Genomic DNA, 23,424 nt, shown 5'->3' with positions numbered 1-23,424 from the left:
TCTGTTTTTCTATTTTTTAGATTAATGATGGCTAATTTCTTGTTTATAAGGATTTAACATAAAATAATAAATTTAAAATAATTAATTTTTAGTAATAATGCAGAATAAAGGACTTATTAAATTTTTTGCAATTCTATTTGCATTGGTAAGTATTTACCAACTTTCTTTCACTTTTGTGGCAAACAACGTCAAAAGTGATGCTAAAGTTTTTGCAGGAGATAATCCTGATAAAGAGTTAAAATATTTAGACTCTATTAGTAAAGAAAAGATCTTGGATCTTGGATTTACTGATTTTACTTATGATGAAGTAAAAAACAAACAAATCAATAAAGGTCTTGACTTAGAAGGGGGAATTAACGTAATTCTTCAAATTTCTATTAAAGACGTTTTAAAAGGTTTGTCAAACAACTCTAAAAACCCAGTTTTTAATAAGTCTTTAGCTGATGCTTCTGCAAACTTAGAAGGGAATAAAACCTATCTTAATAAGTTTTTTGATGCTTTTGAGGCGAATTCAAAAGGAACTGTAAAATTAGCTTCTCCAGATATTTTTGCAAACAGATCTTTGCAAGGTGAAGGTGGTGTTAATTTCCAAATGTCAGATGCTGATGTTCAAAAAGTAATCAAAAGAAAAGTTGATGAGTCTATTGAAAGTGCTTACAAAGTAATTAGAGAACGTATCGACAAATTTGGTGTTACTCAGCCTAACATTCAAAAATTAGGAGAAACTGGAAGAATTCTTGTAGAACTTCCTGGCGCTAAAGATGTAGATAGAATTAAGAAATTATTAGGAGGTAAAGCGCAACTTGAATTTTGGGAAACATACAAAATTGAAGAAGTAGGTAACTATTTAATGGCTGCTAACGAAGCATTAAAGAAAACAGAAGTTAATAAAACAGAAGCTAAGCCAGTTGTAAAGGATTCATTGAGTGCTTTATTGACAGATACTAAAGATTCTGCTGCTACTGCAAAAGGAAATAATCCTTTGTTAGATAAAATGGTTGGTCAAGGAGGTGGACCTGTTTTAGGTCTTTTCTCTCCAAAAGATACAGCTACAATCAATGGTTATTTCAAAAGACAAGATATCAAGATTTTATTACCAGCTGAATTGCGTTATGTTAAATTTGTTTGGGGTAAACCATCAAAAATAACTGATGACAAGCAAAAGGAAATTGAAGTAGTTGAATTATATGCTTTAAGAGGAAATAGAGATAATACTCCTGATATGTTAGGAAGTGTTGTTACTGATGCAAAAGATACTTTTGACCAATTAGGAAAGCCTTCTGTTTCTATGCAAATGAGTGGTCAAGGAGCAAAAGTATGGGAAGAATTAACAGGAAGAGCTTATACTCAAAAAACAAATATTGCTATTGTTTTAGATAATGTAGTTTATTCAGCTCCAGGTGTTTCTAGTGGTCCTATTTCTGGTGGAAGATCAGAAATTTCAGGTGCATTTGATATAACTGAAACTAAAGATTTAGCAAACGTATTGAATGCAGGTAAATTACCAGCTTCTGCTGATATTGTTCAATCGACTGTTGTTGGACCATCATTGGGTCAGGCTTCAATTGATGCAGGGATGACTTCTTCTATCGTTGGATTCTTTTTAGTGTGTTTATGGATGATATTCTATTATGGTAAAGCAGGTTGGTATGCTAACTTAGCCTTATTATTAAACTTACTTTTCTTATTCGGAATTATGGCAAGTTTTGGTTTTGTATTAACATTGCCAGGTATTGCAGGTATCGTATTAACATTAGGTACAGCGGTAGATGCAAATATTATTATTTTCGAAAGAGCAAAAGAAGAATTGCGTGACGGTAAATCACTTTCAGAAGCTGTGACTTCATCTTATGGATGGCACGGTGCAATGCGTTCTATTATTGACGCTAACGTAACTCACGTTTTAACTGGAGCAATTTTGTTTATTTTTGGAACAGGACCAATTAAAGGTTTTGCTTTAACTTTACTTATTGGTATTGCTACTTCATTGTTTACATCAATTTTTATAGCTAGAATTTTTATTGATAAAAATATTTTAGGAAAAGCTGATTTGTCTTTCTGTACAAACATTACTAAAAATTGGTTTACTAATTTTAACTACGATTTTATTAAAATAAAGAAATTCACTTATATGTTTTCTACAATTGTAGTTATTGTGAGTTTTACTTCAATCTTCTTCGTTAACGGATTAGATGAGGGTGTGGATTTTGTTGGAGGAAGAACATTCCAGGTAAAATTTGAAAAACCAGTTGATGCTACTGTAATTTCTGAAGAATTATCGGTAGCTTTTGAAACTCCTGTTGAGGCAAAAGTTTTAGGAGATGACGATCAGTTGAAAATTACAACTAAATACAAAATTAAAGAAGACGGTATCGCTGTAGATAAAGAAGTAAACGAGAAATTGTACAACGCTTTGTCTAAATATTATCCAAATACTTCTTATGATAAATTTATCAATACTTTTGATGGTAAAAAAGTGGGAGTATTGCAATCTTCTAAAGTAGGAGCTTCAATCTCAGAAGATATTAAAACGAACTCTTATTGGGCAGTTTTGGGAGCGCTGGCAGCTATTTTCTTATACTTGATTGTTTCTTTCCGTAAATGGCAATATTCATTAGGAGCTGTTGCTGCAGTAGCGCATGACGTTATCTTTGTATTAGGAATTTACTCTTTATGTTATAAATTCATGCCTTTCCACATGGAAATGGATCAACACTTTATTGCTGCAATTCTTACCGTTATTGGTTATTCTATGAATGATACTGTAATTGTATTTGACAGGATTAGAGAGTTTATTTTAGGAAAACGTAAAGGAAGTTTTGAACAAATTGTAAATGCTTCTATTAATACTACTTTATCAAGAACTTTAAATACTTCATTCACGATGGTTATCGTGTTATTGACGATGTTCCTTTTTGGAGGAGAATCAATTAGAGGATTTATCTTTGCCATGCTTGTAGGTATTGTAGTTGGAACTTATTCTTCATTGTTTATTGCTACACCAGTATTGGTTGACACAATTTCTAGAGAAGAAAAAACAGCTATTGAAAAATCACACGAAGAAGCATAATTTAGCTTTTATCTATATTACTAAGACCCAACTTTTGTTGGGTCTTTTTTTTAGAATTAATTCGTTAATTTTTAGAAATTGCTTTATATTTCGCAATAGATTTCAAATAAACTTGGTTTTTTTAATACATTTACTTCATAATAAGATTTCCTCCGAATCTCAATCTATTTTAATATTAAAGCAATGAAAAGAAGTTTACTTTTATTTGTCTTTGTTTGTTTTCTTGATGTATTAGTTGGTTCTAGTATTTATGCTCAGACTCCTCAACCCACTCCAAATCCTCAATACCGATATTATTGTCTGAATGAAACAGCCCTTCCTTTATCAGCAACACCATCTGGAGGAGGAACTTTGAGATGGTATACTACAGCTACTGGAGGAGGATTTACAACCACTGCACCAGTACCGCCAACTAATGTAGCGGCAAGTGATACTCCACTTATTTATTATGTAACGCAAGTAATAGGAAGTTTAGAAAGTACACCTAGAACTCCGATATATGTATATGTAGATCAAAAATTAAATTTATACTGTCAAACAAGGACAACAAATTCGATTACATTTGATTTTGCTAATACAGGGCAAACTAGCTTCACATACAGTTATACAGTTGATGGTGGAACACCTCAAACAGGCACTCATACTGCTCCAACTAATTTCACTGTTTCAGGTTTGAATGAGGGACAGACAGTTGTTTATACACTTACAGCCGTAGGTGCAAAAGCTTGTGTAACTCCTGAAAGTACGAGCTGTACAACAATATGTTCGAGTTTATCCACTCCTGCTTTCACTCAAATAGCTCCTATTTGTACGGGAGATACCGCTCCAGTATTGCCATCGAGTTCAATAGAAGGAATTGAAGGAACTTGGTCTCCTGCTGTAGTGAGTAACACCTCTAGTGGAACTTATGTTTTTACACCAAATGCAAATGAATGTGCCGATACTCAAAGTATGACTATAGCGGTAAATCCAGCTAGTCCGGGATTCAGCGATTTCAGTATTTGTTCTGGTAATAGTGTTCCAAATTTAGACACAACCTCTCCAACAGGAGTGACTGGAACCTGGAATCCTGCTACGATTGACAATGTCAATACGGATTCTTACACCTTTACACCAGATGCCGGACAGTGTACCGCTTCACAAATCATAAATGTTACAGTAATACCTTCTGACAGATTAACTGATTTTAACTGGGAAGTAACCACTGCTTTTGCAGAAAATCAAAAAATTACGGTTTCGGCAATTGCTCCAGCTGATGATTATTTATATCAATTAGATGAAGGACCGTTTCAATCCAGTCCTGTTTTTGAAAATGTTGCTTCGGGTACGCATTCCATCACTGTAGTGGATCAGGGAGGATGTAGTATGCCTATCACTAAAAATGATATTGTGGTAATAAATTACCCAAAGTTTTTTACACCTAATAATGATGGTTTTAATGATTATTGGAATATAAAAGAACTAAGTTCTCAACCTAGTGCTTACATTCGGATATTTGATCGTTATGGTAAGTTTTTAAAACAAATAAGTCCTAACGGTGATGGTTGGAATGGTTCATATAACGGATATTTCCTGCCAGCTGATGATTACTGGTTTGTGGTTCATTATATAGAAAATGAAACGGTCAAAGAATTCAAATCTCATTTTGCATTAAAAAGATAATAAAAAAGGAATTGCTTATTTTGAGCAATTCCTTTTTTGATTTAAGATATTTTCAAGTTGGAAATGATAAATTCAGATCTGTTTTTAGATTCGGTATTTAGATATACTTTGACTTCGTTTCTTTCGGCTAATTTTCGAACTAAATTCAATCCCATTCCAGTTCCCGAATCTCCTCTTGAAGATTGTCCAAGGGTATAGAACATTTGGAATATTTTCTCTTCTTGATTTTCAGGAATTCCTGGGCCATTGTCTCTTATGGCAATTTCTTGAAGTTCCTGATTGAAAGCAATGGTTATTTCGGTTATTTCTTTGTCATTGTATTTAATAGCGTTCGAAAGTAAATTTTGAATAATTTGTTTGAATGCTACCGGTTGAAAATCAATATTGTGATTTAGATTTTCCTTTATAATTTTGATATTACTATTCGGATTTATCAATTTTATCACTGCATTGACTTCACTAAAAATATTGATGGATTCTTTTCCTTGGTTGTTTTCTACATTTTTAGAGTAATGTAATAAATCGTCAATTAATTTAGACATGGACTTAGCCGAAGTTTTTACCATATCAAACATTTCGGTTGCTTCTTCGTTAACTTCCAATAAATGTTCCTCTTCGATAAATTCAATCAAAGATGTAATATTGTTTAGTGGTGATTTTAAATCGTGTGCAATAATATTAGCAAATTGCTCTAATTCACCATTTTTAGCAACTAATTTTTCATTTAACTTTTGTAATTCCTGATCATAATCCCATATTTTTAAAAAGGAATCTACTTTTTTACGGGTAATTTCGGTTATCAAAGGTTTGAACAAAAAATCAATTGCACCTAAATCGTATGCTTTGTTGATATATTTAGCTTCGTCACTAATGGCCGTCACAAAAATAGTTGGAATATTGGCAGTATTAGGATGTTGTTTTGTGATTTCGACAAATTCATAGCCATCCATTTCAGGCATTTGGACATCGACCAAAATAAGCGAAACTTTTTCTTTAAGTAATACTTGTAATCCTTCATTTCCAGAATTACAGGTAATTATTTCTCTATCTGGTTTTTCTAACATGCTTTTTAAAGCAATTAGGTTTGCTGGTTTATCATCAATTAATAATAGTATATGTTTTTTAGCTATATTCATTATTCAAAGTATTTGTAATAGATGTAGTTTTTAGTTCTTTATGTTTGTTATAGATTGTTTTAGCTGCTTTTGGCATCATCGAAAATTCAGCTTCATTACAATCCTGAATTATTGTAACGCCACTATTTTCGGCTATTATTTTTAAGCCAGTTGCCCCATCATGATTGGATCCTGACAATAAAATTCCGCAGCATTTTTCCTTTAATGTTATTGAAAAAGATTCGAAAGCAACATCAATAGAAGGACGGCTATAGTTGATGAGTTCTGATGCGTCTAAAGAAAAACACAAATTGTCCTCTAATAATAAATGATAATCGGCTGGTGCAGTGTAGAGAAAGCCTTTTTTCATTTCTTCTTTGTCTTCGATTTCTTTGACCATATAATGGGTATTTTGCTGCAAAATAGCCTCAAATGAAGAAGCGGCATTTTTTAACCGATGTAAAATAATAACAATAGGAATATCGATATTCTTGTCTAATTGATTTAAAATAGACAGAATAGGATTAAAAGCTCCTGCTGAGCCACCTATTAAGATTACTTCGGGTTTCATTTTATTTTTTGATAAATTTTTTCTTCGCGATCAATTTCTTTAAAATTTTTGTAGATTGAACTAAATCGTAAGGATTCTTTTTTCCCAATAGCTAAAAAACCATGGATAGGCAAGCTCTCATAAAAAAGTTCTAAGGCTTTATTTTGCAAATTTGAATTGAAATAAATCAATACATTTCGACATAAGATGAGTTGGCATTCTTTAAAAACGCTATCGGAAACCAAATTGTGATTGGAAAATAATATATTTCTTTTCAATTCAGAATGAATCATTGAATGTCTTTCGTCAGAAACAAAATAATTATTTAAGGTTTCTTTTCCTCCGCATTCAAAATAATTTTTAGTATAATCTTTAAAATTAGTATTGTCATAAATGCCTTTTCTAGATCGTTCTATGGCATTACTACTAATGTCGGTTGCATAAATTCTAGTCTTTGGGAAAAGTTTGTTTTCCTTTAAAAGGATGTTTAAAGAATAGGTTTCTTCTCCAAAAGAACAGCCAGCACTCCAAATATTAATTTTAGGATAACTTTCTAAATACGGAAAAACTTTTTCCTGCAAGGATTTAAAAAAACTAGGATCTCTAAAAAACTCACTTACATTTACGACAATTTCATTGATGAAATTTTGAAAAATAGTAGGATTGTTAACGAGTTCAAATTTTAAATCAAAGGCATTTTTCATCTGGTTGATGTCCATAAAACGGTGGATTCTTCTAAGCATAGATGCTTTAGAATAATCGCAAAAATCGTAATCAAATTGTTTTTTTATCGTAAAAAGCAATTCGTCCAGTTCGTTTAGTGTTATCATTTGTAAATCCAAATACTGATTAATGAAATAAGTTTTTGAATATCAATAGGTTTCGACTGATAATCAGAAGCACCTGCTTTTAATATTTCGTCGCGATCGCCTTTCATTGCCTTGGCAGTCAAAGCAATAATAGGGAGGTTTTTCCATTTTGGGTTCTCTCTGATTTTTTTGGTAGCTTCAAATCCGTCCATTTCTGGCATCATAATATCCATCAAAACAATGTCAAAACTAGGTTGTTCCTCCAGTGCAGTTATGGCTTCTAAACCATTAAAAGCTGTGGTTATCAAAGCACCTTTGCTAGTTAAAGCGGCTGATAAGGCATAAATATTTCGAATGTCGTCATCAACAATCAGAATGTTTTTGTCTTTTAAAATTTCACCCCCGGCTAAATTAGGAGCTGTTTTATAATTGCTATTCTCAGCAGTTTCTATCTTGTTTAAAAATAGCAGAATTTCGTCTTTTAATCTTTCGGTTACATTTTCTGTTTTTATAACAATACTATCTACATTTTTTTCAAGCTCTAATTGTTCAATTTCCGATAAGGTTTTTCCGGTATTGATAATGATCTTGATATTCTTGTTTTTAGATATATTTTTTAATTCAGAAATGGCTTTAATGTTATTAGAATCGGGCAATCCTAAATCGATTATGGCACAATCAATATCTACATTCGATAATATATTTTCAGCTTCTAATCTGGAATAAGCCTGAAGACAAATGGTGTTTTTGTCATTGGCGTGCAACAATTGTTTGATCGAATAATTTAATTTTTCATCATCCTCAAGAATCAGTACTTTTTTGTAAACTTTGTTGATTTCTTCATCAATAGACTGGAAAGCATTTTTTAGTTTTTCGGGCGTAATGGGTTTTACTAAGAAATCAAATGCCCCCATTTCTTTAGCTAATTTTTCTCTTTTCATTCCTGACATTACGTGAACCGGAATGTGTTTTAATTCTGGATCTTCTTTTAGCCATTTTAAAACAGTCCAACCATCAATTCCAGGTAATTTCATGTCTAGAATTATGGCTTTAGGATTGTATTTTTTAGCATATTGAAAACCAGTTTCGCCCTGATGTGCAATAATTGCTTTAAAACCATTATTGTGTGCCACCTGAAGTAATACTTCGGCAAAAGAAGAATCATCTTCAATAATTAAAATGGTTTTATCATCAATATTGGCTTTATGTCGGTCATCATTAATGTTTGCTGAGAGGTCTACAAATTCTTCGTTAGTTTTCGGGTATTCTGATTCTATTTTTTCTTCTTTTACAGCTTCTGGAGTTGCAGTAAGAACTTCAGCAGTTTCAGAATTAGAAATATTGGTATTGCCTTTGTATTTTGTAGGGATTAGAACACCAAAGGTACTTCCGTTATTCAACTTGCTCTCAAAAAATACTTCTCCGTCCAGTAAATCAGCTAATTGCTTAGAAATGTATAAACCTAAACCTGTTCCACCATATTTTCTGTTGGTAGAACTATCCGCTTGCTGGAAACTTTGAAATAATTTTTTCTTGTTTTCTTCTGAAATTCCAATTCCGTTATCTTTGATTTCGATAGCTAAAATTTCAGTATTATGGAGTGAAGCTAATTTTGGATTACTGAATTCCCAGTTTTCTTTTGGCGCAGCAAAATGCATCGCAACCGTTCCTCCATTTGGAGTAAATTTTAACGCATTAGACAAAAAGTTTTTCAGAATTTGTTCAATTTTGCCTACATCAGTATAAATTTCTCTAGGACAATCATCGGTAATTGTAGTTTTGAATTCGATGTTCTTTTTATTCATCTGAGCTCTAAAAAGCCCATCCATATCCGAGAATATTCGTTCCGAAATAGTGTTTTCAGGATAGATTTCGACTTTTCCAGCTTCAATTTTTGAAATATCTAAAATGTCTGTAATCAAATTCAATAAGTCTTTTCCAGAAGTATTGATGACCGATAAATTTTCTAATTGCGCATTAGTTAAATTCCCTGAAGTATTGTCCCTTAAAATATCAGAAAGAATTAAAATGCTGTTTAAAGGCGTTCTTAATTCATGCGACATATTAGCTAAAAATTCGGATTTGTATTTGCTAGCTTTTGTAATTTCTTCCGATTTTATATTCAGTTCTTCCTGAGCAATGATAAGATCATTATTCTTCTTTTCAATTTCGAAATTTTTAATTTCAAGTTCGCGGCTTTTTTCTTCCAGATAAGCATTGGTTTGCTCTAATTCGGCAGCTTGATTTTTCAGTTCTTCTTCTGATTGTTGGAGCAGTAGAGAATGTTTGTTGAGTTCTTCATTGTTTTGTCTCAACTCTTCTTCCTGAACTTGTAAAATATTGTTTTTGCGATTAATTTCTTCGCTAGAAATTCTTAATTCTTCGTTTCTAATAAATACGGCAATAGCACTTCCTAGAGAGTCTTTTAAACTGTTTAATAATTTTTGATCGGTAATACTAAAGTTTTCCAAAGAGCCAATTTCGATTACACCAATAACTGAATTTTTGTATGAAATAGGCGTAATTAAAACATTGTAAATAGGTGATTTTCCTAATGAAGAAGCAAGGAACGAATATTCATTAGTTAAATTGTTAAAACATTTTTGTTCGTTGTATTTGGCAACATCGCCCACTAATCCTTCGCCAAAAGCAATTGTTTGTGGACTGTTGTTGTCATCAGCATAACTGCCAATTTTGATTAGATTATTGTTTTTTTCAATGTAATCAGTGATGTAAAAAGTTGCCTGGCAGGCATTGGTTTGATGCGTTAAAATCTTACTGATATTTGCACCAAGGGCATGTATGTTTTTAGAATTAATTACAGCATTGTTTATTTCGATAGTGTTTTTTTCTAGTATATGGTTTTCGTTAGCGTCATCATTAAAACGCTTTAATTCTACAGACATAGTGTTTAACGACTGGTTCAAAGTATCTCCTTCGCTTCGGATGGTAATGGTTTCCCCAAAATTTCCAGAACTAATTTGTGCTGCTAAATCAATTTGTTCTTTAATGGCAGCAGTTAGTTTTTTTATGGATTCTCTAATAGAATCTAATTCGATATTGCCTTTAAGTTTATGTTCAAATTCGGTGTAACCAATAGCAATTTCACCAATTTTTGTCGCAATTGTATTTAATGAATCTGAGGTATTTACAATCAATTTGTAAAAAGAAATGACAGTTGCAATTAATAAAAGAAGAAGTAAGCTTAACGAAATAATTGTACTAGCGATAGTACTGTCTTTTTCCTGTTTTGCTGATTTAATAATTTGATTTAGTTTTTTGTTTTTTAAATCATTGAGTTTGTTGTTTATTTGAGTGGATTGAGTCCACCACACTTCGGGACTTATTTTAAAAGTATTGTTAAGTATAGATTCAGAAGTGGTTAAAAAGGATTGAAATTCAGCCGATTTTTTAAATTGGATAATTTCATTATTGATAGTATGATTATTATTGTTCTCTAATTTAAAATCAGCATTGTTGTTTATGTTTTTTGCATTTTCATAATGACCATACAAATCATTGTGAATGTCATTAGATACTAATTTATTAAAAGTAACTCCTCTTATTAAGTTGGCAGCTGTTTTAGAGTCAATATAAGACTTAAAATTGTTGGCTAGTTTAGCTAGATTTGCATTGTCACATTCTGTGATTTCTTTTTCAATCAGGTTGTTTAAAATGTTGTTTATAGCGGTGTAATCGTTGAATGTTTTTAATGATGAAATAGTTGTATTGTCAGCGTTTAAATGAATTTGATTTAATATTTCTCTAGCTTCATTTACATTTTTGATTATAACAGTGTCAGTGGTTTTTAATTTTGAAAACCAATCTACTGTTTGAGCCATTTTTAATTTCAACTCTATTTTTTTGCTAGCATTATATTTAGAATATTCATGTAGTATTCTTTCTTCGCTAATACGCATTATTATTTCAGAAAATTGACCAATTTGATCTATGTTTTGCGTGCTGTTTTCTATCCTGGTATATCTTTGATAGGTTTTTTTAACGTCAGTAATTGTAAAATACAATAATCCTAAAATAGGTATTAAAAGAATTAGGATTAATTGTTTTTTGAAGGATAATTTTTTCCACATAATTGACTAGTAGGTTAGATAGCTAATTTATTTAATTTTTTGGGATGATTTTAATTTTTAGCATAAAATGTTGGGGATTTTTTATACTATTAACGGTTCTGCTTTTTTATTGAATTTTTTTTAAAGAATAATATCATTAGACAGAAAAACAAAAAAGCATTTCAAATAATTACTGAAATGCTTTTGCTTTTTGATTATTTGTGACTAAAAAATTAATTCTCTTTTTTTAGTGTAGTAATGTATTCGGTTAATTTTTTACCATATAATGATTGCGCTATTTTTGGAGTCATTGCATTTTGGATGGTATCTAAATATTTGATATTAATATCATATACTTCGGCCAGGGCAATGTAGGGAGCAATTTCGTAATCTTTATTATTCATTGCAAAATTTACTGCAAAAAGGTATTTTCGTTTCAAATTTAAATCCTGCATTTTATTCAAGCTGTCAATAGCTATTTGGTCTTTTCGTTTGATTGCTTTGAATTTTTGTTCAATCAAAGTTAGGTTTTCATCCTTGTATCTTGAAGTTGTTTTTTTGTATTCTTCGTACAAATCATGATTTTTTGAACCTGTAATTTTTGCGTCAGAAAGAAATGCATCTAAATTTGTTTCAATATTAATTTTTCCTGGTTCAGCAAAAAACATAATATTATTATCTAATGAATTGCTCACGCCTCTGTCTAAAAAAAGATAAAGCATTTCTGGAGATTTTAAATCAATATCACTTTCAAAATGAGAATTCCCGTCAATTTTGATGGTGTCGATGGCAATTAGGTTAGTATCCACCACTTTTTGAATGTACAAAGTACCTTCTTTTAATCCTTTTACATTTCCGGTAATGTGTAAATTTCCTTTGGTTTCTTTTTTGTTACAAGCAGCAATTAATAATACTGCGATGCATACAAGAATTGATTTTTTCATTGATTAGTTAGTGTTATTTGTGCGAATTATATTTTTTAAAAATTACCCTTTAAGCCAAGCTTCTTTTAATTGTTTTTTAGAATCATCAGTAACTTCAATATGAGTTTTGTCTTGATAAGGTAATTTTACAGTTCCGTTTAATAATTCTTCTTTACCTGAACGTTTGATTTTAACTGTAATTGCATCGTTTTCTTTCCATTTACTACTTTCATTAATCATGTCGTAAATGTTTTCATAAGAATAAGCAATGTTGTTGATTTCTAAAATAATATCTCCACCTTTTAATCCAAGATTATTAAAGAATTCATTCAGTTCAATATTTGGAAGAACACTAATTTCATTATTGTTTGGATTTACCGTGATGTAAGGTGTTTTGCCTTTTATAAAAACGGCTGTGGGAACTTGTTTAGTTGATTTTGTCAAGCCTACTTTGGCTAAAAATAAATCATAAGGAATAGGAGTAGGGCCAGCCACGTATGTTTTTAAGAAATCGCCCACTTCAGGATAAGTCAATTCGGTAATTTTATTAAAAAGTTCGTTGTCGTTAAACGGTTTTGAAACTCCATATTCATTAGATAATTTTTGCATTAAATCAAGAATTCCTCTTTCGCTATTGCTTTTTTCTCTAATGATAATATCGATACACATTCCTATTAAAGCTCCTTTTTGGTATACATTTAAGTATTGGTCTTTATAAGGTTGCTTCAATACATTTGCACTCATTTCAGTAAAAGGCATAGTATCGTTTAACGCATTAGCTTCCTCAATTTTCTCCGCTATTCTGTCGTAAAAATCTTGTTCTGGAATTAAGTCTTGGTTGATTTGGAAAAGATTAGCAAAGTATTCAGTTACCCCTTCATACATCCACAAATGTTCTGACATTTTAGGTGCATTGTAATCGAAATACTGAATTTCTTTAGAATGAATTGTCAATGGAGTTACAATATGAAAAAACTCATGTGAAACCACATCCATCATTGATTTTACTAATTCGTCTTTTTCCATGATTTCAGGCAAAACTACAGTGGTTGCCGTAGGATGTTCCAATGCACCAAAACCACGAGCATCATCTTCTTTCATGCTTGATAAATACAGCAAAACAGTATATTTTTTAGTAGCATCAATTTTTCCTAAAAAGTTTTTTTGTGCCGTCATCATAGTTTTCATTTCAGGAGTAATACTTTCGGCAGTATATTTTCCTGTAGGCGAATAAACACTAATTTGGATGTCCATACCATCTACATTAAATGTAGTATTGTTAGGTTTTGAATACATGATAGGATTCTCTACTAATTCGGCATAACGTGAAGTAACAAATAGGTCTGTTGTAGTGCTGCTGTCTTGATCTGTCATCGAAGTGCTTCCCAATAAATTTTCGGGGTGGCTTACGGTCACGTGGTATGGTGTAGACATAAAATTGTCAAAATACCCAATAAAACAGTGCGTGTTTATCACGAAGTTTTCGCCTGCAATGATATTCGAACCTGCTGGAGAAAAGATATCGTCTTTACCAAAACCAGTTCCTTTTTCGGTATCAAAAGTATCATTAACTAAATAGGTAATTTTGCTTAATGCTGGAGCTTTTGTAATAGTCCAGGAATTTTCGTCTAGTTTTTTTACCTCTAATAGGTTTCCTTTTTTATCGTAAGCTTTTAAATCTTCTATGTATCTTCCGTAGTTGTCTTCAGAATACGTTCCGGGAACCGTTTTCGGAATCCGATAAACAATTTCGTTAGTAGTAACACGTGGCGCATTTACAGTAACTAGAACCTGATCGTTTTTAACTTCACTGAGATTGATGGTTGCTTGAACTACTTCTTTAGTTGATGTCGAGTTGATTGTTTTACAGCTCCAAAGCATGGAGGTCAATACAAATGCAAATACTATTCTTTTCATTGTCTGTCGTTTTTGTGTAATTGTTTTGTCTGAAATAGAAACAGACAAAAAGAAATAAAAAAACACTCATGATTAAGAGTGCTTTAAAAAATTAGTCTAATTTATTTTTGATATAATACTTTCCATCTAAATCATCGTCAAAATCATCAATTTTAAGTGGTTTAGGTTTTGGTTTCGTTGCGGTAGCTTTCTTTTTCCACATTTCATATTTTTCCAGAGGCATCTTTTTCTTCATAATTTCCAGAACTTCTTTTTCAGCCAATCCAAACTCTTTTTTTATAATTTCAAAAGGATTTTTTTCCTCTAAGGCCAATGTAACAAGTTTTTCAGTTTGTTCCCAGTTCAGTTCTTTACGGTTACTCTTTTTCATCAGGTGAAAATTAATTCTAAATAGTTTTTTTTAAATTAAAAAATGAAATTGTATTAAGTGTCAATATTAGTAAAAAAAATAATTACTTCATCCAAAAATATGTTTTTTTTGCATCAAATTTTGTTTTTGCTAAAATCCTATTTAGCTATAGCTTAGCGTCGTTTTTATAAACATTGAATGTTTTTTTATAATTGCTTTTTGTAGATAGATAAAGAAACTATTTTTTCAAGCGAATATTCATTAAAACAATGGCAGCAATTATTAAAAAAATACCAAACCATTGTAAGCCATTTACTTTTTCGGATAATAAAAAATAAGCCATAGCTACCGAAACTGGAAGTTCTAATGCTGAAACGATACTTCCTAAACCAATTCCAGTAAGTGGAAAACCTGTATTTAATAATAAAGGTGGAATTATGGTGCCGAATAACGCCAAAATAATTCCCCATTTCATGAAAATGCTAACATTAAAAGGAGTTACTTGTGTAATAAATCCAAATGCAATAACAATTAATGTTCCTCCAATAAGCATAAAAAAGCTACGTTTTATGGAAGAAATTTCGGAAGCAATTCTGTTGGCGCTAAACATAGTAGTAGTAAATGCAGCTGCAGCTAATATTCCCCAGAAGAAACCACGCCAATCTAAAGTCAGGTTGCTGCTCAATAAATTAGTTGCCAGAACAGTTCCTATCAACGTAATTACGACTGAGATGATTTTTTGTAATGAAGGTTTTGTTTTGTCTAAGAGCATTTCGAGTAAAACACCCATCCAAACGGTTTGCATCAATAAAACAATACCAATAGAAACAGGAACGTATCTTACTGATAAATAATAGAAAACACTGGTAAAACCCATTGAAGTTCCAGCAGCAATAAGTTGAAAAATCTGTTTTTTCGAAATTTTTATCTCCGTATCATTTTTTTTGAATAGTAGAATGATATTAAGAATTAAAACACCTAGAAGTCCTAATAAAAATTGAGAGCCACTCACTTCGGCAGTGGTATATCCTTCCTGGTAGGCCATTTTGACAAATGAAGCTAACATGCCGTAGCTGCTCGCTCCTAATCCTACTAGTAATACGCCTTTTAAAGTTTTATTCTGAATCATGTTGCATTTTTTGAACTTGCAAAAGTACGGCTAAGCATGGATTAGATTAAAAAATTCACATAGATATAACTTATATATTTATAGTTAAAGTTTTTTTTAATGGCAATGTGTTTACAATCAGGTTCTTTAAAATAATTGACTATCTCTTATTTTGAAACGAATTTTACCAGAATTAAAACAATCCTTGCAAATGAGGACTTTTTATTCCAATTTTTGTGTAATCAAATGCCATTTTTTCTTTCAATAAACTGGCATAAACGGATCTAAAATCGATTTGGTATTTTAAATCGCCTTGTGATAAATCAGAAAGATTGGGATTATTACCAATCACTTTTCCTCGGTTTTGTCCACCAATAACAAACATTGGAGCAGCAGTTCCGTGATCGGTTCCATTGCCGTTGTCTTTGACTCTTCGTCCAAATTCTGAAAAAACAACTATGGTTACATTTTCAAGCAAATTGGCTTTTTTCAAATCCTGGTAAAAACTATAAATTGCACCATCTAGTTCTTTGAATTTGTTGTTTTGAATCACTAATTGATTGTCATGAGTATCATAACCTCCCTGCGAAGTGTAATAGATTTTCGAATTCAAGTTACCTTTGATCAATCGGCCAATCCATTCCAGATTTTTACCCAATGCACTTTTAGGATAACTAATTTCAGTAGTCGATTTGGTCAGTGCTTTTTGAATTTCTTCTGATCCTTCTAAAACGGAATTGGCTACTTTTCGAACAAAATCCAACGAAGAATTCTCAGATAACACGCCTGTTTCTTCTTTGATGTTTTTTATTTTAAATCGGTTGGGATCTTTTACGGTAATAGAATTGGGGCTGTCTCCTTTTAAAGAAAGATTGTCTATAGAATCGATATTGATTCCCGCCGTTGGAGTATGGGTTACACATTGCAAATCAAGATAACGACCCAGCCAGCCTTCATTCACATATTTATTAGAATCAGAGGCGGTTTGCCAAATTTCCTGACTTCTAAAATGCGAACGATTCGGTTCAGGATAACCCACATTTTGAATTACTGATAAATCTCCATTTTGTTGCATTTGAGCAAATCCTTTCAAGGCAGGATAAAATCCCATGCCTTTGGTTTTCGAAATAACATCATCTTTTGTAATGGCAATTTTTGGACGTAAATCATAATACAATGGATCATCAAAAGGGATGAAGGTGTTTAAACCATCGTTTCCACCATTCAATTGTATAAAAACGAGGCATTGTTCTCCTATAATCAGGTTTTTTTGAGAACCATAAGAAAACAAAAAATTAGGAAGCAACAAGGTTCCACCTGTTAATGTTCCTGTAAGCGATAGAAAATTTCTTCTGTTCATGGTTGATTGATTTAGTTGCTTACTTTTAAATTAATTGAAATTCAGGTTCTTTTATTATGGCATTAAAAAGTCTTAAAACCGCTTGATCTGCGTTTTGAGCCTGAGCATCAAAATCGTATTTTAAGATGGTTTCAAAATCTTTTTGGGCGTCACTGTCTACTTGAAACAGCAATCTATCGGATAAATCACTAATGATTTGTTTGTTCGTTCCTTTATTCCAATCTAAATTGATGGTTGTTTTTCTAGCTCCTGGACGATTACTATTTGGATTTTCATCCATCATCATGTTTGCGGCTGCTTTTTGATTGAAATTTTCTCTTCCGCTACAATATAAATCAGCTAAGTTGTTGCGTTGCAAATAAATTTGAGAGGTCAACCAGGATTTTCCGCCTTCCCATCCTTTTACATTGGGTTGGTTGAATAAATCCATGCCTTGGCTTTTTAGAAAAGCAACCATGGGTCTGTTGGTTCTTGGGGTAATGTGTAATTCCGAAAGCAGTTGTAAATTGTATTCCAAAGGATTTTTAATTTTTGAACCTCCCGTATTTATATCAAATTCTTCGGTAAAAATTTTCTCTAACAAGGGCTTGATTTCAAAGTCTTTTTTTCTAAAATAATCCCCATAATAAGTCACCAATTCTGGACTCGGATTATCGTAAATAAACCATTGCAATATTTTTTTAGTAAAAAGGTACGGACTGTTTTTTTGTTTGAAAATGATATCTACAATTTCATCAGATTTAAAATGTCCTTTTTGTCCTAAGTAGGTAATTTCAGAATCGTCTGTGAGTTTGTCTCTGTAAACACCGCCATTATCTCCCACGCCCAATCCGGCTAATGCTTTGGCACCATTTTTTATATCTTCTTCGCTGTAATTCCTAATCCCGAGCGTGAAAAGTTCTAGTAATTCTCTGCTCAAATTTTCATTGATTTTGCCTTTTCGATTATCCACATTGTCTAGATAGCGCAACATGGCATTGCTTTTTACCATGGCTTTGGTCAATTCTCTAAAATTACCAAAAGCATTTTTTCGAAGCTGTTGATTGTGTTCGAAAATCCAATAATTTATCTTAACCTTTTGGTAAGTGGATACAAAATGATTGTGCAGGAATAAGGTCATTTTTTCACGCAGCGGATAGCTTTCGGTCATCATTTTATTAATCCACCAGGATTTCATTTCTATTGAAATAAGTCCTTCTTGTTTTTGAAATTCTCGTTTTTGATCTTGGTTTAAAGCACGGCTTTTTTGTCGTAATTCCCGAAAATCGGCTAATGTTTTTGGGCTGTCTTTTAAAAAATCGGGAATACTATTGTCAAAATTAGTTTTGAATGAAGCGTCCAGAAATTTGTCCATTCCCATTTTTTCGATTGCTGATGCCTGCTTATTTGAAAAGCCTAAACGAAGGGACCAAAGTGAATTAGAATTCATAATGTATGGGATTTAGGGTTTTTCTGGTTTGTTTTCTAGGTTGTTACTAATTAAGATATTAAAGAAAGGAAAAGGTTTAATGAGTTATTTTTTTATTCAATTATAACGCAAAATTTAATTTTTTTCTGGGTGGGGTAAATCAATTTATAGTTGTCTTACTATTAGCATAATAATATAACGCTAACTAAAAATAAAAATTATGAAAACGATTAAAACCATATTAGCACTATTTTTTTTAGGAACGATAGGAACAGTACAGGCACAAGAAAATAATGTACAGGCTGAAACTAAAATTACATATTACCAACAAAGAGGTGCAGAAGATGCTGAATTTGAGATGGAATTTACTGCTAAAACAAAGGCAGAGGAAAAAGCTTTCTGGAAAGAACAAAAAGAGTACGAAAAAGAGTTGAAGAAAAAGAACAGAAAAGGGTATCGTGCTTATATGGCTAGAAAGAAAGAGGCTTACACAGAACATTATTATCATTGTAACGAGCATTGTCATCATAACAATTCCTTTTATAATCATGCGGCATTTTATTATTATCAATATGACCGACCTAATTATCAAAGAGTTCCAACCAGAACTTCAGTAAATACACAAATAGGAGTAGGTGTTCCTGCTCCTAGTGTAAGATTAGGTCTTTAAATATATTGAAGATTACTAAAATCCGTCTCTTTCTATAAAAAATGAGACGGATTTTTTTATTTTTTTAGCAAAGGATAAACAGATTTAAAATTTGATGGGTATGATAGTGAAATCTAAAATTTATATAAGTAAAATTGTTGTTGTAAGATTATAATTTGTTAACTCATCCTTAACGAACGTACCATTTTTCGGTAGTTATTTTGTGGTTCAAAATAATAAATTAACACCTATGAAAATTTTAAATTTTACTTTATGCTTGCTTTCAGCAGCTGTTGTTTCTTCTTGTGATGACAATGATGATAAAAACAAGTTTACACTTCCTGTTGTTACTAATACAGGTATTGCTTTGCCATATACTGTATTGGGTACAGGCAATAATGTAGAAATTCGCAATGGCGGTTTTGGTTCGGCTGCTTGTGCTCATCCAACAAATGAAGGAGAGTTTTATGCTCTGACTGACAGAGGACCAAATACAGATGCTACAGGAGGAAAATATTTCCCATCGCCTAATTACACGCCACGCATCGGTCATTTTAGATTAAATAATGATGGAACGGTAGAAAAGTTAGCAGAGATACTGTTTAAAACACCATCTGGAACTCCAATCAGTGGAAGACCAAATCCTGCAGGTTTTGGTTCAACAGGAGAAATAGCTTATGATTTAACAGGTGCTGTGTTGTCTACTGATGAATATGGCTTGGATTCTGAAGGTTTAGTAGCAATGAAAGATGGTACTTTTTGGGTATCTGACGAATACGGTCCACACATTGTACATTATAGTAGTACAGGAGTGCAATTAGAAAGAATTAGCCCAGTGGGAATTAATACTGGAACTCGTAAATTGCCAGCAGTTTTTGCTAAAAGATGGGCAAACAGAGGAATGGAAGGTTTAGCAATAATTCCGGATGAAAAAACTTTAGTAGGGATTATGCAATCTCGTTTGTATAACCCGTCTAACGCTGGAGCTATAAATAAAACCTTAACTCGTATCGTTACTTTTGATATTGCAACAGGAAAAACCAAACAATATTTATACAAACAAGAAATTGATAACAATTCCAATTCAGAGATTACTGCTTTGAGTGCTACTCAATTTTTAATTATAGAAAGAGATGGTAATTTTAGTGCGGACGGAGCAGTGATGAAACACATTTACAAAATTGATATTAGCGAAGCTACCGATGTTTCAGGAACTGATTTTAATGCTGAAAATGGTCTTTTAGTGAATGGAAAAGCATTAGAAGCTAATACTTGGGAAGATTTGGCAGCAGCCAATATTAAGCCCGTTGCAAAAACGCTTGCAGTAGATGTCTTTAAATATTTAGGGAATTATCCACATGATAAATTAGAAGGAATTTGGTTAATAAACTCAAATACAATTGGTATTATTAATGACGATGATTTCGGAGTTTGGAGTGATGCTACAAATAAAATTAAAGCCAAAACACTTTCGCCAACCAAAGGGACAGAAAGAGATGGTAACCGATTGTATATTTTAAAATTCTAATAGAAAATTCAATATCTATTGTATTTATAAAAAAGCAGGTATTCTAAATTACGGAATAGCTGCTTTTATTTTGGGATTATTTTGCGGGGATGGTTTTAATTTCCTCAAACAATTTTTCGTTTGATTCTTCTTTTGCAGCATAATAAATTTTCTTACCATCCGACTTGGTTATCAGGATATAAGGTTTGTTTTCGGCATTTAAAATTAGTTTTACTACTTCGCCTTTATCAGTTTTGTAATAGCCTTTTTTAATAGTTCCAGCAGAAAATCCATTAGTTCTTTTAATAATTTTTGGTTTTTCTTGGACTAATTGAATGCTTTTGATTGTTTCAAAAGGTACAATTTCGCCATAATTTCCTTGAAATTCAATTGAATCGGAATTTAAAATGAGTTTAGTTTCTTTATAATCACGAATAAACATAACAACTATAAAGATCAAAACTATTGCTAGAATGTAAGCTCCAATTTTATTTTTTTTGGTCCTGAAATATTTAGCACTCGTGGTAATAAAATAGGTATAAGCTAAAATAGGGTAGACTGCAATAAAAATACTTGTAACGTTTTCATCAATAAAATAAGTCACAAGCATTCCAATAGCGAAAAACGAAAAGCCTAAAAAAACATGAAACTTTCTAAAATAAGTAATATATGTTTTTAGATCTACTTTCTTTTTCTCTTCGTCATTCATCGTGTTGTATCCCGCAAGCAAGTATTTGGAATTATTCTCCGTTACAATAAATCCGATGGCAATAAAAAGTAAGCTCATTCCAATTAAAGTGTACATCATGTTTTTTTGAGTTTATCAATTAATAAAATTTTAAATTATCTAAATTTTTAAAGCGCCACGAAATCCTCGGGCAGCATAATACGATTCAGCGCCGTTATGGTATATAAATACATTCCCGTAACGGAAATCACCAAAAAGAGCGCCACCTAATTTTCTAATTTCGGCAGGCGTTTCAATCCAACTCGATGTTTTTGTATCGAATTTTCCTGATTTTTGTAATTCTCTATATTGTTCTTCTGATAAAAGAGTAATTCCCATAGCGGTAGCCAAATCCATCACACTATTTTTAGGTTTGTTTTCTTTTCTGGAATCCAATGCCTGACGATCGTAACAAAGACTTCTGCGTTCTTTTGGGCTTTCTGCGGAGCAATCATAAAAAGTATATTCGTCTGTATTTTTATCATAATGGACAACATCTGGTTCGCCGCCTGTTCTTTCCATTTCATTGAGTGACCACAGTTTTTCAGGATTCGCTTCCAGCTTAGCTAAAATTTTATTCCACTCCATTGCTTCATGACGATTCTTGTTTTTTTCAAAACGCTCTTTCAGTATTTTTAAAATTTCTTCGGATTCTGATGATGACAATTTCTTTTTCATGGTTGTAATTTTTTATTATCTGTAAATAAATTATCGCTTTCTTCTAAATTTCGACTTATTAGGATTCATATTAATTCCTTCTATGATTTCGATGTCATTTTTAATCAGTAAATCCCGAATATCTTTCTCCTGATAGTGAAATTGTAAACTCAAATCTTTGATAGTGATACCTTTTAAAAAGGTATTGATGATTGTTTTTATATCTTCTTCTTTAATAAAATAGTTGTCTTCAATTTTTTGATTCAAAGCTATTTCTTCTCTAAAATCAATTAAAGTACTAATTATTCCATCTAAGTTATTTGGATTAATTAAGATTGAGCTTTTTTTATCATTTCCAATGTTTTGGATGATTTTAATATATTCAATACCCGATTCTTGTTTATAGATTTGAATAAAATAATTACTCTTTTCAAATTGTAATTTTTTTGATCTAACTAATTCATCCATATCAATTATTTTAATTAGAATTTATTGTTTATCCTCTCATTTTACAATTTCGTTCGCACAAATCAATAATCTGAGTAATTCTAGCCAGTCTTGTTTCTTGACGTTTGGCTTGGTTCAACCAATATAAATAATTTTTTTTATAAGATTTGCTGAAGTTTTCATAATTAGAAAAAGCAACTGGATTTTGAGCAAAAGCCTGTTGTAAATCTTCTGGAATTTCTAATTTTTCCACTGCATCTAAACTCTCCCAAGAACCATTTTTCTTAGCCGTTTCAATTTTTTTCAAACCGCTTTCGTGCATTAAATTGGCAGCAATTAAATCTTCGATATACCCTTTGTTTATTTTACTCCAAATACTTTTGTCTTTTCTATGCGTAAAAAGCTGTTGTCTGCGGTGTTCATCCACTTTTCTAACTGTAGAATCAATCCAGCCGTAACAAATAGCCACTTTTACCGCTTCTTCCCAACGCATACTTTCTGCTTCGTGTGTTACTCTATAAAAAATCAAATGGACCGCCTTGTAACTGCTATGGTTTTCATGTAGCCAGGCTCTCCATTCGGAAGCATTTTTAAAATATAATGTTGGTTTTTCGTGCATAGTGTTTTGTAACTTTTGGTTGTCCTCTGCAATTTACTCAAAGGTTTTTATAAAATACTCAAGACCTTTTGCAACTTCTCAGTTGTTATTTTGAACTTCGCAGTCGTCTTCTGCAACTTCGCAGTTGTTATTTGTAAGTTCGCAGTTGGCTTTTGCAACTTGGCAGTTGTTATTTTGAACTTCGCAGTCGTCTTCTGCAACTTTGCAGTTGTTATTTTGAACTTCGCAGTTGGCTTCTGCAACTTTGTAGTTGTCATTTTTAACTTTGCAGTTGGCTTCTGCAACTTTGCAGTTAGCTTTTGTAATTTTTGAGTTATCTTTTTTAGTTTTATTGAACGGTTAGTATACATGCCAGATTTACTTTTTTTAGTGAGTTTGCTTCGCTATCGCTCGCAATGACTTAAGCCGTCTAGTGTGTCATTGCGAGGAACGAAGCAATCTCATCCAGTAACTCGACAAAGTTGCTCATCGTTGTGA

18 protein-coding genes are annotated in these 23,424 nt (G+C 31.9%); 4 read left to right on the top strand and 14 right to left on the bottom strand.

The window, feature by feature from the left end; translation table 11 throughout:
* The first annotated feature begins 97 nt into the window (after positions 1-97).
* Together secDF and AAGV33_RS12090 are read left to right on the top strand one after the other, a co-directional pair.
* Complete coding sequence (gene secDF / locus AAGV33_RS12095; protein WP_373392283.1) at positions 98-3,070, top strand: protein translocase subunit SecDF; 2,973 nt, start codon at positions 98-100, stop codon at positions 3,068-3,070.
* 183 nt (positions 3,071-3,253) lie between these two features.
* Positions 3,254-4,732 carry a T9SS type B sorting domain-containing protein gene (locus AAGV33_RS12090; RefSeq protein WP_373392282.1) on the top strand — a complete coding sequence of 493 codons (1,479 nt, stop codon included), beginning with the start codon at positions 3,254-3,256 and terminating at the stop codon, positions 4,730-4,732.
* 41 nt (positions 4,733-4,773) lie between these two features.
* Here the strand turns inward: AAGV33_RS12090 and AAGV33_RS12085 are convergent, their stop codons facing one another.
* The 10 genes from AAGV33_RS12085 to AAGV33_RS12040 form a co-directional block, all read right to left on the bottom strand.
* Positions 4,774-5,868, bottom strand: a complete 1,095-nt coding sequence (locus AAGV33_RS12085; protein ID WP_373392281.1) for a sensor histidine kinase — start codon at positions 5,866-5,868, stop codon at positions 4,774-4,776.
* The gene (locus AAGV33_RS12080) at positions 5,855-6,418 is read right to left on the bottom strand and encodes a chemotaxis protein CheB (protein ID WP_373392280.1); all 564 of its coding nucleotides are present in this window, start codon (positions 6,416-6,418) and stop codon (positions 5,855-5,857) included. Before AAGV33_RS12080 ends, AAGV33_RS12085 begins: the two co-directional genes overlap by 14 nt.
* Complete coding sequence (locus tag AAGV33_RS12075; protein WP_373392279.1) at positions 6,415-7,227, bottom strand: CheR family methyltransferase; 813 nt, start codon at positions 7,225-7,227, stop codon at positions 6,415-6,417. The genes AAGV33_RS12080 and AAGV33_RS12075 overlap by 4 nt, the downstream gene beginning before the upstream one ends.
* Positions 7,224-11,297 (bottom strand): response regulator, encoded by a 4,074-nt coding sequence (locus AAGV33_RS12070; RefSeq protein WP_373392278.1) that lies wholly within the window; start codon positions 11,295-11,297, stop codon positions 7,224-7,226. Before AAGV33_RS12070 ends, AAGV33_RS12075 begins: the two co-directional genes overlap by 4 nt.
* A gap of 212 nt (positions 11,298-11,509) precedes the next feature.
* Positions 11,510-12,220, bottom strand: coding sequence for a DUF4369 domain-containing protein (locus AAGV33_RS12065; RefSeq protein ID WP_373392277.1), 711 nt, complete (start codon positions 12,218-12,220; stop codon positions 11,510-11,512).
* A 42-nt stretch (positions 12,221-12,262) separates the two neighbouring features.
* Complete coding sequence (locus tag AAGV33_RS12060) at positions 12,263-14,116, bottom strand: M61 family metallopeptidase (protein ID WP_373392276.1); 1,854 nt, start codon at positions 14,114-14,116, stop codon at positions 12,263-12,265.
* A gap of 91 nt (positions 14,117-14,207) precedes the next feature.
* Positions 14,208-14,486: a DUF2805 domain-containing protein gene (locus AAGV33_RS12055; RefSeq protein ID WP_373392275.1), complete on the bottom strand. Its 279-nt coding sequence runs from the start codon at positions 14,484-14,486 to the stop codon at positions 14,208-14,210.
* Positions 14,487-14,703: 217 nt separating this feature from the next.
* Positions 14,704-15,594, bottom strand: a complete 891-nt coding sequence (locus AAGV33_RS12050) for an EamA family transporter (protein WP_373392274.1) — start codon at positions 15,592-15,594, stop codon at positions 14,704-14,706.
* A gap of 172 nt (positions 15,595-15,766) precedes the next feature.
* Positions 15,767-16,933, bottom strand: coding sequence for a DUF1501 domain-containing protein (locus AAGV33_RS12045; RefSeq protein WP_373392273.1), 1,167 nt, complete (start codon positions 16,931-16,933; stop codon positions 15,767-15,769).
* 25 nt (positions 16,934-16,958) lie between these two features.
* Positions 16,959-18,362: a DUF1800 domain-containing protein gene (locus tag AAGV33_RS12040; RefSeq protein WP_373392272.1), complete on the bottom strand. Its 1,404-nt coding sequence runs from the start codon at positions 18,360-18,362 to the stop codon at positions 16,959-16,961.
* Positions 18,363-18,561: 199 nt separating this feature from the next.
* On the opposite strand from AAGV33_RS12040, the gene AAGV33_RS12035 reads away from it, so the two are divergent.
* Together AAGV33_RS12035 and AAGV33_RS12030 are read left to right on the top strand one after the other, a co-directional pair.
* On the top strand, positions 18,562-19,011 hold the full coding sequence (locus AAGV33_RS12035) for a hypothetical protein (protein ID WP_373392271.1): 450 nt from the start codon (positions 18,562-18,564) through the stop codon (positions 19,009-19,011).
* Between the two features lie 229 nt (positions 19,012-19,240).
* Entirely contained in the window at positions 19,241-20,518 is a 1,278-nt protein-coding gene (locus tag AAGV33_RS12030) for an esterase-like activity of phytase family protein (RefSeq protein ID WP_373392270.1), read from the top strand.
* A gap of 76 nt (positions 20,519-20,594) precedes the next feature.
* Here AAGV33_RS12030 and AAGV33_RS12025 read toward each other — a convergent pair whose 3' ends face one another.
* Genes AAGV33_RS12025 through AAGV33_RS12010 form a run of 4 tightly spaced genes read right to left on the bottom strand, consistent with a single transcriptional unit; the run spans position 20,595 to position 22,947 of the window.
* A complete protein-coding gene (locus tag AAGV33_RS12025; RefSeq protein WP_373392269.1) occupies positions 20,595-21,305 on the bottom strand; it encodes a DUF3784 domain-containing protein in 711 nt (236 codons plus the stop codon).
* 39 nt (positions 21,306-21,344) lie between these two features.
* Positions 21,345-21,902, bottom strand: coding sequence for a DUF4256 domain-containing protein (locus tag AAGV33_RS12020; protein WP_373392268.1), 558 nt, complete (start codon positions 21,900-21,902; stop codon positions 21,345-21,347).
* Positions 21,903-21,932: 30 nt separating this feature from the next.
* Complete coding sequence (locus AAGV33_RS12015) at positions 21,933-22,349, bottom strand: hypothetical protein (protein WP_373392267.1); 417 nt, start codon at positions 22,347-22,349, stop codon at positions 21,933-21,935.
* 28 nt (positions 22,350-22,377) lie between these two features.
* Positions 22,378-22,947, bottom strand: a complete 570-nt coding sequence (locus AAGV33_RS12010; protein ID WP_373392266.1) for a YdeI/OmpD-associated family protein — start codon at positions 22,945-22,947, stop codon at positions 22,378-22,380.
* Between the last annotated feature and the right edge of the window lie 477 nt (positions 22,948-23,424).

The sequence above is a fragment of the Flavobacterium magnesitis genome (genome assembly GCF_041729735.1).
Classification (GTDB): Bacteria; Bacteroidota; Bacteroidia; order Flavobacteriales; family Flavobacteriaceae; genus Flavobacterium; species Flavobacterium magnesitis.
The sequence above is the reverse complement of the archived record's forward strand: the minus strand, read 5'-3'. Positions and strand labels throughout refer to the sequence as shown.